10 protein-coding genes are annotated in these 13527 nt (G+C 71.0%); 7 read left to right on the top strand and 3 right to left on the bottom strand.

Features of this window, described 5'->3' with window-relative positions; translation table 11 throughout:
• Positions 1-269 precede the first annotated feature (269 nt).
• From serS to ABZT49_RS27300, 4 genes are all read left to right on the top strand, one after another.
• Positions 270-1586, top strand: coding sequence for a serine--tRNA ligase (gene serS / locus ABZT49_RS27315; protein WP_355290733.1), 1317 nt, complete (start codon positions 270-272; stop codon positions 1584-1586).
• Positions 1586-2347 (top strand): 5'/3'-nucleotidase SurE, encoded by a 762-nt coding sequence (gene surE, locus ABZT49_RS27310; protein WP_355290731.1) that lies wholly within the window; start codon positions 1586-1588, stop codon positions 2345-2347. Before serS ends, surE begins: the two co-directional genes overlap by 1 nt.
• On the top strand, positions 2344-3051 hold the full coding sequence (locus ABZT49_RS27305) for a protein-L-isoaspartate O-methyltransferase (RefSeq protein WP_355290729.1): 708 nt from the start codon (positions 2344-2346) through the stop codon (positions 3049-3051). Before surE ends, ABZT49_RS27305 begins: the two co-directional genes overlap by 4 nt.
• A 163-nt stretch (positions 3052-3214) precedes the next feature.
• Positions 3215-4846 (top strand): peptidoglycan DD-metalloendopeptidase family protein, encoded by a 1632-nt coding sequence (locus ABZT49_RS27300; protein ID WP_355290727.1) that lies wholly within the window; start codon positions 3215-3217, stop codon positions 4844-4846.
• Between the two features lie 56 nt (positions 4847-4902).
• Here ABZT49_RS27300 and ABZT49_RS27295 read toward each other — a convergent pair whose 3' ends face one another.
• Positions 4903-5826 carry a DUF6925 family protein gene (locus ABZT49_RS27295; RefSeq protein WP_355290725.1) on the bottom strand — a complete coding sequence of 308 codons (924 nt, stop codon included), beginning with the start codon at positions 5824-5826 and terminating at the stop codon, positions 4903-4905.
• 87 nt (positions 5827-5913) lie between these two features.
• Between ABZT49_RS27295 and ABZT49_RS27290 the strand changes: the two genes are divergently transcribed.
• The 3 genes from ABZT49_RS27290 (at position 5914) to ABZT49_RS27280 (ending at position 8822) form a co-directional block, all read left to right on the top strand.
• Complete coding sequence (locus ABZT49_RS27290) at positions 5914-6693, top strand: DUF502 domain-containing protein (protein WP_407943579.1); 780 nt, start codon at positions 5914-5916, stop codon at positions 6691-6693.
• A gap of 418 nt (positions 6694-7111) precedes the next feature.
• A complete protein-coding gene (locus ABZT49_RS27285; protein ID WP_355290721.1) occupies positions 7112-8194 on the top strand; it encodes a fatty acid desaturase in 1083 nt (360 codons plus the stop codon).
• A gap of 118 nt (positions 8195-8312) precedes the next feature.
• Positions 8313-8822 (top strand): DUF3617 family protein, encoded by a 510-nt coding sequence (locus tag ABZT49_RS27280; protein ID WP_355290719.1) that lies wholly within the window; start codon positions 8313-8315, stop codon positions 8820-8822.
• A gap of 342 nt (positions 8823-9164) precedes the next feature.
• Here the strand turns inward: ABZT49_RS27280 and mfd are convergent, their stop codons facing one another.
• Both mfd and ABZT49_RS27270 read right to left on the bottom strand, forming a co-directional pair.
• A complete protein-coding gene (mfd, locus tag ABZT49_RS27275; protein ID WP_355290717.1) occupies positions 9165-12767 on the bottom strand; it encodes a transcription-repair coupling factor in 3603 nt (1200 codons plus the stop codon).
• 289 nt (positions 12768-13056) lie between these two features.
• On the bottom strand, positions 13057-13353 hold the full coding sequence (locus ABZT49_RS27270) for a succinate dehydrogenase assembly factor 2 (RefSeq protein ID WP_355290715.1): 297 nt from the start codon (positions 13351-13353) through the stop codon (positions 13057-13059).
• Positions 13354-13527 lie beyond the last annotated feature (174 nt).

Below are 13527 nucleotides of genomic sequence, written 5' to 3'. Positions count from 1 at the left end.
GTGGGGGTGGTGCCGGAGAAGTCTCAGCGGTGCCTTCTGCACCACCCCCACGTGGGATCTTCGATCCCCATGACCCCTCCCCACAAGGGGGAGGGGAAAGTGCGAGCCTTTACCGCGGTTTGGGTTTTAAGAACCGACCACGGACGCGCGCGAGGTCGAGCGGACCACTCCCGTTCCCACCCTTGTCGCCGCCGGGCCGATGCTGCAAAGCGTCCTGGCGTCATCGCCGGACCCTCCGGCGCCTTGAGAAGAACGATTCGGACCGCGCCATGCACGACATCCGGGCCATCCGCGACAACCCGGCCGCTTTCGACAAGGGCCTGACGAGCCGCGGGCTGGAGCCGCTCGCCTCGACGCTGATCGGCCTCGACGACGAGCGCAAGGCGGCGATCTCGGCGGCGCAAGGAGCCCAGGAGAAGCGCAACGCCCTGTCGAAGGAGATTGGCGCGGCCAAGAAGGCGAAGGACGAGGCGCGGGCGCAAGCGCTGATGGCGGAGGTCGCCCGGCTGAAGGAGGAGGCGCCGGCGCTCGACGCCGCGGCCAACGCTGCCGGCAAGGCCCTGTCCGAGCGCCTGGCGGCGATCCCGAACATCCCGGGTCCGGACGTGCCGGAGGGCCGCGACGAGCACGACAACGTCGAGAAGAGCCGCTTCGAGGGGCGGGGTCTCGCGCAAGCAGGCCGCCAACATTTCGAGCTCGGCGAGGCCATGGGCCTGATGGACTTCGAGACCGCCTCGAAGCTCTCCGGCTCGCGCTTCGTGGTGCTGAAGGGCCAGATCGCCCGGCTGGAGCGGGCGCTTGGCCAGTTCATGCTCGACCTGCATACCGGCGAGCACGGCTACACCGAGGTGGTGCCGCCGCTGCTCGTGCGCGACGAGGCGATGTTCGGCACGGCGCAGCTGCCGAAGTTCCGCGACGACCAGTTCGCGGCGGTCCAGGGCTCGCCGGAGATGGCGCAGGAGAGCGGCGCGCCGAACCGCTGGCTGATCCCGACGGCGGAAGTCCCGCTCACCAACCTGGTGCGCGAATCGATCCTCCCCGAGAACGAGCTGCCCTTGCGCTTCACCGCCCTCACGCCCTGCTTCCGGGCCGAAGCCGGGGCGGCTGGGCGCGATACCCGCGGCATGCTGCGGCAGCACCAGTTCAGCAAGGTCGAACTCGTCTCGGTCACCGCGCCCGAGCGCTCGGCCGAGGAGCACGAGCGGATGCTGGCCTGCGCCGAGGAAGTGCTGAAACGCCTCGACATCCCCTTCCGGGTCGTCACGCTCTGCACCGGCGACATGGGCTTCGCCTCGGCCAAGACCTACGACATCGAGGCCTGGCTGCCGGGGCAGAAGACCTATCGCGAGATCTCGTCCTGCTCGGTCTGCGGCGACTTCCAGGCCCGCCGGATGGAGGCGCGCTACCGCCCGAAGGAGGGCAAGGGCGTGAGTTACGTCCACACCCTCAACGGCTCGGGCGTCGCGGTCGGCCGCGCGCTGATCGCCGTGATGGAGAATTACCAGAACCCCGACGGCAGCGTCACGATCCCGTCGGCCCTCGCGCCCTACATGGGCGGGCTCAACCGCATCGAAGGACACCGGTGATGCGCATTCTCGTCACCAACGACGACGGCATCCACGCGCCGGGCCTGCGCTGCCTGGAGGAGATCGCCGGGCAACTCTCGGACGACGTCTGGGTCGTCGCCCCCGAGACCGACCAGAGCGGCGTGTCGCACTCGCTGTCGCTCAACGACCCCCTGCGCCTGCGCCAGGCCGGCGAGAAGCGCTTCGCGGTCAAGGGCACGCCGTCCGACTGCATCATCATGGGCATCCGCCACATCCTGAAGGAGCACGGGCCCGACCTCGTGCTCTCGGGCGTCAACCGCGGCCAGAACGTCGCCGAGGACGTGACCTATTCGGGCACCATCGCGGGCGCCATGGAGGCGACGATCCTCGGGGTGAAGGCGGTGGCGCTGAGCCAGGCCTACGGCATCGGTGGGCGCGCCAACGTGAAGTGGCACACGGCGGCGAAGCACGGCGCTTCGGTGATCCGCCGCATCCTGGAGGCCGGGATCGAGCCCGGCATCCTCGTCAACGTCAACTTCCCCGATTGCGAGCCCGACGACGTCCAGGGTATCGCGGTGGCGGCGCAAGGGGTGCGCAACCAGGCCCTGCTCTCGATCGACGAGCGGGTCGACGGGCGCGGCAACCCGTATTTCTGGCTCGCCTTCGCCAAGGCGCGGTTCGAGCCGGGCCACGGCACCGACCTGAAGGCGATCGCCGACGGCAAGATCTCGGTGACCCCCTTGCGCCTCGACCTCACCGACGAGCCGACGCTGACGCGCTTCGCCCAGGCCCTGGCGTGAGCCAAGTCGATGTGACCCACGAGGAGGCGCCGGACGGGTCCGGACGGGAGGATGCCGAGGCGGCGTCCGGCGCGGTCGAGACCGCGGCCTTCGTGCTGGGCCTGCGCGCCCGCGGGGTGCGCGACGCCGCGGTCCTCGGCGCGATGGAGCGGGTGCCGCGGGAAGCCTTCGCGCCGCTCGCCTTCCGCGACCTCGCCCGCCGCGACCTCGCCCTGCCGCTGCCCTGCGGCCAGACCATGACGGCGCCGAGCGTCATCGCCACGATGCTGGCGGCACTGAACCCGCAAGGGGCGCGCGTGCTCGAAATCGGCACCGGCTCGGGCTACGCCACGGCCCTGCTGCTGCGCCTCGGCGCCGCCGAGGTGGTCAGCCTGGAGCGCTACGCCACGCTCGCCCGCAACGCCCGCTCGCGCCTCGACGCGCTCGGCTTCGGCGCCGCGATGGTCGGGCTCGCCGACGGCTGCGCACCGCCCGAGGAGGCCGGCACCTTCGACCGCATCCTCGTGAACGGCCGGCTCGCCGACCTGCCCCAGACCCTCCTCGCGCGCCTCAACCCGGGCGGGCGTCTCGTCGGGGCGCTCGGCACGCCGGCCGGCCCCCGCCTCGTCGCCATCGCGCAGGAATCCGACGGCCCGTGGCGGCAGGTGCGCGAGACGCCGCTGCGCATCGGCCCGCTGACGCCCGGCCTCGCGGCCGTTCTCTGACCGGCTCACCGGTCAACCCGCCTATGCCGGAATCCGGCCCTCAGCGTGAAGGCAAAATACCGCCCCGCAACGGAAGCTTAACCTGAATCCGCTTTGAATCCAGGTCATACGGTTGCGTGGATGTACGGGTGCGTCGATGCCGGAACGCGGGACAGGCAAGGGGATGCGGGCGCTGTCGCGCTTCGCCCTCATCGGGCTGATCGGGGGCGCTTCGGCGGCCTGCAGCACCGATGCGGTGCGGCTCGACCCGTTCTCGAACCCGTTCTCATCAAGTGCGAGCGGGGATCCGGGTGCCACCGGCAGCCTGCCCGAGGGCGGGGCGGTGGCGCCGGCGGTACGCTCGTCGCCGATCCAGTCGCGGCCGCTCTCGGCCCCGCTGGCCGCCGCACCGCTCTCGAACCGTCAGGTCTCGACCCCGGTGCAGACGCCGCGCGTCGCCGCGGCCGCCCCGGTGACCGGCGGTCCGGCCGGCTGGTCGGCCGCCGGCGGCACCACCATCACGGTCGGCGCCAATGACAGCCTGAACCAGATGTCGACCCGCTTCGGCGTGCCCTCGGCGGCGATCCTCCAGGCCAACGGCCTGTCGAGCGCCTCGCAGGTCACCGCCGGCCGCCAGATCGTGATCCCGGTCTACCACGCCGGCGGCGTCCCCGCGATGAGCGCCCGGGCCGTGCCGGCGGCCCCCGCGCCGCGGGTGCCGGTCGCCGAGACGCGCCCGGCCGAGCCGGTGCGCCGGGTCGCCGAGGTGGCAGCCCGTCCCGAGCCCGTCCGCCGCGAGCCGCCGCGGCCCGAGCCGGAGCCCGAGCCGGTCCGCAAGCCCCATGCCCGCCCCGGCCAGGCCGAGGCGAAGCCGGTGGCGCCCGCCGCCGCCGAGCGCGCCGCCAAGCTCAACCACCGCAAGCCCGAGCCGCGCGAGGACGAGGAGAAGGTCGCCGCCAAGCCGCAGCGGCCCGAGCCGAAGGTCGCCGCCAAGTTCGAGGCCAAGCCGGAGTCCAAGCCCGTCGCCAAGGTGGCCGCGCGCCAGCAGGACGACGAGGAGGAGACCGTCGCGGCCAAGCCCCAGAAGCCGGAGCCGAAGGCGGCCAAGGCGCCCGAGAGGAAGCCGGAGCCGAAGGTCGTCGAGAAGGCGAAGCCCGAGATCCGGAAGGTCGCCGAGGCGAAGGTCGAGCCGAAGAAGGCCGAGATCCACAAGGTCGAATCCAAGAAGGCTGAGACCAAGGTCGAGGCCAAGGCCGAGGTGAAGAAGCCGGAGCCGAAGCAGGCCGAGGCACCGAAGCCCGAGGTCAAGAAGGTCGCCGAGGCGAAGCCCGCGCCCGCGCCGAAGCCCGAGCCGGTCAAACCGGTGAAGGTCGCGGCCCTGTCCGAGAAGGCGCCCGAGCCGGCCCCGGCTCCGGCCGTCGCCCCGGCGGCGCCCGCGCCCGATCCGCAATCGAGCTTCCGCTGGCCGGCCCGCGGCCGGGTGATCTCGGGCTACGGCTCGAGCGGCAACGAGGGCATCAACATCGCGGTGCCCGAGGGCACCCCGGTGAAGGCCGCCGAGGAGGGCACCGTGGCCTATGCCGGCAGCGACGTGAAGGGCTACGGCAAGCTGGTCCTGGTGCGCCACTCCAACGGCTACGTCTCGGCCTACGCCCATAACGGCGAGATCGACGTGCGGCCCGGCGAGAAGGTGAAGCGCGGCCAGACCATCGCCAAGTCCGGCGCGTCGGGCAACGTCACCTCGCCGCAGCTCCACTTCGAGATTCGCAAGGGCGCCACCCCGGTCGATCCGGTGCCGCACCTGGCGAGCAACTGAGGTAGAACGGATCGAGGAGGGGAGGCGGGGCGCGCGAGCGTCCCGCCTTCTCGCATTCAGGAAACCTCCCGCGAGGGCCGCCCCTCGCGGCCGGTGCCGTCCGCCACCTCGGCCAGGTACCGCCGCTGCGCCAGCCCCACCCGGGCCGCCGCCCGCGCCGCGCGCGTCCCGGGCGAAGGCACATTTTCCCCGGCGAGGAGGCGGGCCTTGAGCGCGACCAGCGCCGGATCGCCCCAGCGCGCCAGCCAGTCCTGGAACGTGGCGTGGCGGTCCCGGTCGTAGCCGCCCTCCGTCAGCGGATGGGGCGGGTGCAGGTGGATCACCGGGGCGAGGCCCGCCGGGATCGGGGCGGTGGCGGCGTGCAGGCGGCCCTGGCGCAGGAGCTTGTCGAACCACTGCGCCCGCGGTCCCGGATGGGCATCGGGCAGGCGGACCTCGATGCGGGCGCGGTCTGAGGCCGCCACGAGCATCGCCCCGAGCGCCGGCAGGCGCTCCCAGAGGGCGGCATCGGCCGGGCGGCCGCAGGCCGCGCGCAAGGCCGGGATGGCGGCACCCCGGACCCGGGCGAGAAGCCGGACCTGGCGCGAGGGCAGCCCGAGGCAGAACAGCCCCCCCTCGCGATCCTCGGACCGTGCCGCCGCGTCGTCGGGCCCGCGCTCGCTCACGAAAGGGGCGGGGCAGGGCGGCAGGTCGGGAAGCGGCCGGCACAGGGCGAGGGCCTGGCTCCAGGCATCACCGCCGAGCGCCGTCTCGTAGGCCACCGGCACGAAGGTGTCGGCCTCCTCCAGGACCAGGGCGCCGCGGGGCGTGACGAGGCCGGGGCGCCCGCCGCACGGGGGCTCCGCCGGCTCGCCGGGATCGCGCCGGAAGGTGGCGCCCGCCCCATAGCCGCCGAGGCTCCAGGTCACCGCCGGATCGGCGAGCGCCCGGGCCAGGACCGCCCGCAGGGCGGCCGGATCCGTCGAAGGCCGGACCGACAAAGGGTCTTCCCCGCCTTGAGCGCAGCGCAGCAAACCGCTACCTCTTCGAGGGCAGGGGGCGCCTGCCCGGGTCGAGAATCGCAGATCGTGTCGGAAACCTCGCCGTTGATCCCCGATCCGGACCCGCCGGGCACCCGCAAGCGGGTCAGCGTCCGCGGTCGCTTGCGGAACTACTTCTTCACCGGCGTGATCGTCGCCGGCCCCCTGGCGATCACGATCTACATCACCTGGTGGTGCATCAGCCTGATCGACGGCTGGGTCAAGCCGCTGGTACCCTCGGCCTACCTGCCGGACCATTACCTGCCGTTCAGCGTGCCGGGCCTCGGCCTCGTCATCGCCTTCGTGGCGCTGACCACCCTCGGCGCGCTCACCGCCAACCTCGTCGGCCGCTCGGTGGTGGAGTTCGGCGAGGTGCTGCTCGCCCGCACGCCGGTGATCTCCGGGCTCTATCGCGGCCTGCGCCAGGTGTTCGAGACGCTGTTTTCCACCAGTGGCACCTCGTTCCGCACCGTCGGCCTCGTCGAGTTCCCGGTGAAGGGCACGTGGTCGATCGTGTTCCTGTCGGCCCCGGCCGGGCCCGACGTGCAGACGGCGCTCGGATCCGAGCATGACCATGTCGGCGTGTTCCTGCCCTGCGCCCCGAACCCGACCACCGGCTTCTTCTTCTACCTGCCCCGCGCCGAGGTGATCGAATTGTCGATCAGCGTCGACGATGCCGCCAAGCTGGTGATGTCGGCCGGCGTGATTCAGCCCGAGGATCCGCAGACCCGCCTGCAGGCGATGGCGGCGGGCCTGCGGGCCGCGCAAGTCGGACCGACCCCGGCCGGCCCGGCGACGATGCCGGCGCGGGACCGCCTGGACGCCTGACCGTCTCCCACGAAACTCCCGCTCGCCGTGGCGGCGTCGGCGCGGCAGGAAGAGTCGTGAGGTGCGCCCCCACGTCCGGGAAGTACAGGTGATCGCGCGGTTCTGAGAGCCTCCGTGCCGTCGGCCTGCGACCGTCCGGAAGGCGGAGCGCGGCCGGTTGGCAGGGACGACCATGCCGCGGCATCCGTCGCGCGGTCATCCCTCCCTGCCGGCGCGATTGATGCTATGGGGATCATCCCATCCGGCAGCGGCCCGGCCGTTCCGGCCGGCCTCTGCCCCTCTCCTCGATCGTGGATCACCCCCACCCGGGTTCGGCGCTGCCGGAGCTCCTCCGTCCGCTGCCGGTCTCCGCGCGCGGATGTCACACCTCGTCGAGGCCCATCGTGCGCGACCGACCAGCCAGGATTGCCGACCTACCGTGACAGACAGCACGACGAACCCTGCCGCCCTGAGCCGGACCGAGACCGAGGCGTCCCGGATCGACGTCGCGGCGCTCGCGCGCGAGGTGGCTCGCCACTGCGCCGCCTACCGGGACCCCGTTCCGCGGCTCGCCCTCCGGCAGGTGGCCAACACCCTCCTGCCGTACCTGGCCGTCTGCGCGCTCATGCTCTGGGCGGCGGCGTACGGCCATCAACTCTGGGTTCTTCCGCTCGCCGTCCCGGCCGGCGGCCTGCTGGTCCGGCTGTTCATCATCCAGCACGATTGCGGACACGGCTCGTTCCTGCCCTCGCGCGCCGCCAATGACGCGCTCGGCCGATGCTTGAGCCTCCTGACGGTGACCCCCTACGACAGCTGGAAGCGGGCGCACGCCCTCCACCACGCCTCCACCGGCGATCTCAGCCGCCGCGGCACGGGCGACATCCATACGCTGACCGTGCGCGAGTACCTCGCCCTGTCGCGCTGGCAGCGGCTGCGCTACCGGCTCTACCGCAACCCGTTTATCCTGATCGTCCTCGGCTCGCCGCTCAACTTCCTGGTCCTGCACCGGTTTCCCTTCGGCGGCGGCCTGCCCTGGCGCACCGCGTGGCGCGACGTGCTCGTCCTCGACCTCGCGCTCGCCGCGATGGTGGCCGCCCTCGCCGTCGCGGTCGGCGGGATCGGTCCTGTGCTGTGGGTGCTCCTGCCGGTCGTCAGCGTCGCCGCCTGGATCGGCGGCTGGCTGTTCTACGTCCAGCACCAGTACGAGGAGACCGTCTGGGAAGGGCCGGAGGCCTGGGACTTCCACCGCGCAGCGCTCGGCGGCAGCTCGTACTACGTCCTGCCGGCGATCCTGCAATGGTTCACCGGCAATGTCGGCCTGCACCACATCCACCACGTGAACAGCCGCATCCCGAACTACCGTCTCCAGGAATGCCTGGACGGCCACGCGACCCTCGGCGAGGTCGGCCGGCTCACTTTGCGCGACAGCCTGCGCTGCCTCGGCCTGGCCCTCTGGGACGAGGATGCCCGCAAGCTGATCGGATTCTCGGGCCTGCGGGTCGCGGCGGGGCAGGCGGTGTAATCGGCGGAGAACCGAACCGCGCGGGCGGCACTCCGGCGCGGCCTTGAGCGCCTAATCCTCTTGGGTTAGTCCTCCGCGCCGAGGCGGCCGGGGAGCCGCGCGGATTCAGGGAGGCTCCATGCCCGTGCGTCTCATTGGCGATGGATACGTCGGTCTCAGCGTCGGCATCGTCCTCGTCGCAGCGAGTACGCTGGCGGTCGCCGACACGCTGCCGGCGCGCAAGGCCGGCCTGTGGGAGAGCAAGACCGTTTCGGCGGAGGGCAACACGACCGCCCGCCAGTGCATCGACGAGAAGACGGATGAGTTGGCGCAAGGCGCGCTCGGCGCCGGGCAGTGCTCCAAGCGCGATTTCGTCAAGACGAGTACCGGCTACAAGGGCGAGACGGAGTGCAAGATCGGCCCGATCTTGGCTAGCGGCACGAGCGTGATCACCGGCGACTTCACCAGCAAGGTCCATATGGACGTGGACACGACCCTGACCGGCATCCCCAACATGAAGGAGCCCGTCCGACGCAAGATGGTGATCGACGCCGCCTATCTCGGCCCGTGCGAGGCGGGACAGAGCCCCGGCGACATCATCCTGCCGGATGGGAAGATCGTGAAGATGCCGCAGGGAGTCGGGCGGTAGAACTCAGGAGTTGGCGTCTACCATTTCCGGACGAACAGTTCGGAAATGTCATCGCTAGAGCATTTTCCGACGAATTGGACACCGATTCGTCGTAGAAAATGCGGCAAAATCAAAGATCTAGAGAGCTTCGCGATTGCAACGCGATCGTGAAGTGCTCTAGCCCGGATATGGGTCTGTCGCAAATGCCAGTCGACTAAGTGTCTCTCATAAAACTCCCGATCACCCTCGCGGCTTGCTGTGGCAGCGATGGCGCGGCGGGAGTTTTGTGAGGTGCACGAAGTCGCCGTGCCCCACGGCCAACGTGAGCGGGTACGGGGCGGCCTCTGGCCAACCCCGCGCCCCTCACGCCGCCTTCTTCTTCGTGATCAGATTCGCCAGGTCCCGCAGGATGGCGGTGGTCTCCTTCAGCCGCTCGGCCACCGTCGCGAGGTCGCGGATGAACACCACGCTCATGTCCGGCCGCACCTTGGCGAAGGAGCGCTGGTCGGCGATGTAGCCGGCGAGCTTGGCCGGGTTGGCGAAGGCGCGATCGCGGAAGTGCATGACGATGCCCTTCGGACCGGCCTCGACCTTCTCGACGTTGGTCTCGCGGCACAGGATCTTGATCGTCACGATCTTGAGGAGCTGCTCGACCTCCGGCGGCATCGGGCCGAAGCGGTCTATCAGCTCGGCGCCGAAGCTCTCCAGTTCGCGATCGTTCTCCAGCGTCGCGAGGCGGCGGTAGAGGCCGAGCCGCACCGAGAGATCCGCGACGTACTCCTCCGGCATCGTGACGGGCGCGCCGAGCGCGATGGTCGGCGACCATTGCTCGTCGGTCGGGAGCGCGTTGCCGGACTTGAGCGCCGCCACCGCGCTCTCCAGCATCTGCTGGTAGAGCTCGTAGCCGACCTCCTTGACGTGGCCGGACTGCTCGTCGCCGAGCAGGTTGCCGGCGCCGCGGATGTCGAGGTCGTGGCTGGCGAGCTGGAAGCCGGCCCCCAGCGTGTCGAGGGATTGCAGCACCGAGAGGCGGCGCTCCGCCTGCACCGTCAGGGTCTTGCCCTCGGGCGTCGTGAACAGGGCGTAGGCCCGGGCCTTGGAGCGGCCGACGCGGCCGCGCAGCTGGTAGAGCTGGGCGAGGCCGAACATGTCGGCGCGGTGGACGATCAGCGTGTTGGCGGTCGGGATGTCGAGGCCCGATTCGACGATCGTGGTGGCGAGCAGGATGTCGTACTGGCCCTCGTAGAAGGCCGTCATCACGTCCTCGAGCTGGCCCGCCGCCATCTGGCCGTGGGCCACCGCCACCTTGGCCTCGGGCACCTCCCGGTCGAGGAAGCGCTTGACCTCCTCCAGGTGCTCGATGCGCGGCACGACGTAGAAGGCCTGGCCGCCGCGGTAGCGCTCGCGCAAGAGCGCCTCGCGAATCGAGAGCGGATCGAACGGCATCACGAAGGTGCGCACCGCCAGACGATCGACCGGCGGCGTCGCGATGATCGAGAGCTCGCGCACGCCGGTCATGGCGAGCTGAAGCGTGCGCGGGATCGGCGTCGCCGAGAGCGTCAGCACGTGCACCTCGGATTTCAGCGCCTTCAACCGCTCCTTGTGGGCGACGCCGAAATGCTGCTCCTCGTCGACGATGATGAGGCCGAGATCCTTGAAGGCGATATTTTTCGCCAAGAGGGCGTGGGTGCCGACCACGATGTCGATCGAGCCGTCGGCCAGCCCCTCGCGGACCTTCTTCAAGTCGGCATTGCCGACGAAGCGGGAGGCCTGGGCGACGTTGACCGGCAGGCCCTTGAACCGGGCCTCGAAGGTGCGGGCGTGCTGGCGCGCGAGCAGGGTGGTGGGCACCACCACCGCCACCTGCTTGCCGGAGAGCGCGGTGACAAAGGCGGCGCGGAGCGCCACCTCGGTCTTGCCGAAGCCGACATCGCCGCAGACCAGCCGGTCCATCGGCCGCCCCGAGGTGAGGTCGCCGAGCGTCGCGGCGATCGCAGCCTCTTGGTCCTCGGTCTCCTCGTAGGGGAAGCGGGCGGCGAACTCGCCATAGGTCCCTTCCGGCGGCGCCATCTTCGGCGCCGATTTCAGGAAGCGCTCGGCCGCGACCTTGATGAGGGCGCCGGCCATCTCCATGATCCGGCGCTTCAGCTTGGCCTTGCGCGCCTGCCAGGCCCCGCCGCCGAGCTTGTCGAGGGCGACCTCGGCATCCTCCGAGCCGTAGCGGGTCAGAAGCTCGATATTCTCGACCGGCAGCAGCAGCAGGCCGCCGCTGTACTGGATCTCCAGGCAGTCGTGGGGGGCGCCGGCCGCCGTCACGGTCTTGAGGCCGACGAAGCGCCCGATGCCGTGATCGGCATGGACCACGAGGTCGCCGGGCGCCAGCGCCTGCACCTCCAGGATCACGTCCTGGGGCCGCTTCGCCTTGCGCTTGGGCCGCACCAGCCGGTCGCCGAGGATGTCGCCCTCGGCCAGCACGGCGAGCTGACCCGCCGAGAACCCCGCCTCAAGGCCCCAGATCGCGACGCCGATATCCTGCCCGCGCTTCATCGCCAGTATGTCGGAGAGGCGCGTGATGCTCTTCGGCTTCGGCAGACCGTGCTCGGTGAGCACGCCGCAGAGCCGATCGCGAGACCCCTCCGACCACGCCGCCAGGACGACGTGGTGGCCCGCTCCCTGCAGGTCGCGGACATGGGTCACCGCCGCGTCGAAGACGTTGACGCCCTCCTGCGCCCGCTCGGGGGCGAAGCTGCGGCCGGGCACGCCCTCACAATCGATCAGCCGGCGGCCGGAGACCTCCGGCACGTCGAAGGGGGCGAGACGGGCGACCGTGGCCCCGTCGTTGCGCTTCGCCCACTCGTCCGGCGAGAGGTAGAGCGCGTCGGGCTTCAGTGGCTTGTAGGGCGCGGTGCCGCTCTGGCGCTCCTTCAGCGCCTCGCAGCGGGCGTCGTAATACTCCTGCACCTGGGACAGGCGCTCGGCCACCGCGTCGTCGGCCTGATGGTCGAGGACGAGGGGCACGCCGGCGACGTAGTCGAACAGCGTGTCGAGGTGGTCGTAGAACAGCGGCATCCAGTGCTCGAGGCCGGCATAGCGCCGCCCCTCGCTGATCGTCTCGTAGAGCCGGTCGTCGCGGGTCGCAGCGCCGAAGGTCGTGACGTAGCCCTGGCGGAAGCGCCGGATCGTCTCGGTGGTGAGCTGCACCTCGCTCATCGGCACGAGATCGAGGGAGCGCAGCTGCCCGATGGTGCGCTGGGTCTCGGGATCGAAGGCGCGGATCGATTCGAGGGTGTCGCCGAAGAAGTCGAGGCGGACCGGGTTCGGCAGCCCCGGCGGCGACAGGTCGATGATGCCGCCGCGCACCGCATACTCGCCGGTATCGCGCACGGTGCCGGTGCGCAGGAAGCCGTTGGCCTCAAGCCAGGCAACGATCTGGTCGGTGTCCAGCGCATTGCCCGGCGCGGCGGAAAACGTCTCGACGGCGATGCGCGCCTTCGGCGGCACACGCTGCACCAGGGCGTTGACCGTGGTGGTGAGGATGCGCGGCTTCTCGGCCGAGGAGCGGGTGCGGGCGAGCCGCGAGAGCGCCGTCATGCGCTGTGCGGCGATCGCCGGATTCGGCGAGATCCGGTCGTACGGCTGGCAATCCCAGGCCGGGACGCTCATCACCTCGATCTCGGGGGCGACGAAGGCGAGCGCACTGGCGAAGGCCGCCGAGCGGGTGCCGTCGCGGGCGACGTGGACCAGCGCCGCCGGCCCTTCCGCGACCTGCGACAGGGCCCGGGCGAGGTCGGCCACCACCAGGGCGTCGAACCCGTCCGGCACGCGCGCCAGCGTCGCGCTGTCGCCGGCCTTCAGCGCCTCCACGGCCTTCGTCAGGGCCGCGGATTTCGGCAGGGCGAAGCGGGCAGCCGGAGGCTTTTTCGGAGCGGCGGGCGGGGCAGGGGGCTTGGGAGCGGGCTTGGCCATCGGCTTTTTGTTGGGTCTTCAGCGGGGCCTGCTCGCGCAGGAATTTTTTTCGTGGGTCGCGCAGCGACTCAGGGCAAGGCGCGGGCTTGAACCCTCCCCCTCTGCGGGGGAGGGTGCCCCACGGAGTGGGGCGGGAGAGGGGACCCCGCTTCCGGAGAGGCCGCGACCGTCATGAAGGGCGCCACCTGGATCGGCGTCGCGCTGCCCCTCTCCCGCCCGGCGCACGAGTGCTTCGCACTCGCAGCCGGGCACCCTCCCCCGCAGAGGGGGGAGGGTTGGGCGTGGCGCCTCACAGATCCACCGGCGCCCCGTGCTGGTGAAACGCCTTCATCCGGCGGTAGACCGGCGTGTCGTAGTTCGACGGGGCTTCGGTCTCGTCGGTGATCCAGCGGAAGAGGTCGCGGTCCGGCACCTCGATCAGGAGTTCGAAATCGTCGAGCTCCTCTTCCGTGAGCGTCCCGATCTCGGCATCCGCGAAGCGGCCCATGATCAGGTCCATCTCCCGGGTGCCCCGGTGCCAGGAGCGGTAGAGGGTGCGGCGGCGGCGCGGATCGAGGTCGGCGCTGGTGCGGGTGGTGCCGGTCATCGCGAGACAATTCCTCGGGCTGGTCCGGTGCGGCTTTACCGTCCGGGGCGCGGGTGCGAAACCCTGCGCGTGATATGGGGCGTGAGGCGCATCATGCGACCCTGTCGGATGCGGCATCCTTAGGCCCGCAAGACCCGGCGCCGTGGTGTATAGAGCCCCCGATCCCCATCCGCC

The sequence above is a fragment of the Methylobacterium sp. EM32 genome, from assembly GCF_040593685.1.
In the GTDB taxonomy this organism is placed as follows: Bacteria; Pseudomonadota; Alphaproteobacteria; order Rhizobiales; family Beijerinckiaceae; genus Methylobacterium.
The sequence above is the reverse complement of the archived record's forward strand: the minus strand, read 5'-3'. Positions and strand labels throughout refer to the sequence as shown.

Coding starts and splice junctions, on each gene's coding strand:
- serS (WP_355290733.1), top strand. CDS start 270: ATGCACGACATCCGGGCCATCCGCGACAACCCGGCCGCTTTCGACAAG.
- surE (WP_355290731.1), top strand. CDS start 1,586: ATGCGCATTCTCGTCACCAACGACGACGGCATCCACGCGCCGGGCCTG.
- ABZT49_RS27300 (WP_355290727.1), top strand. CDS start 3,215: ATGCGGGCGCTGTCGCGCTTCGCCCTCATCGGGCTGATCGGGGGCGCT.
- ABZT49_RS27280 (WP_355290719.1), top strand. CDS start 8,313: ATGCCCGTGCGTCTCATTGGCGATGGATACGTCGGTCTCAGCGTCGGC.
- mfd (WP_355290717.1), bottom strand. CDS start 12,767: ATGGCCAAGCCCGCTCCCAAGCCCCCTGCCCCGCCCGCCGCTCCGAAA.
- ABZT49_RS27270 (WP_355290715.1), bottom strand. CDS start 13,353: ATGACCGGCACCACCCGCACCAGCGCCGACCTCGATCCGCGCCGCCGC.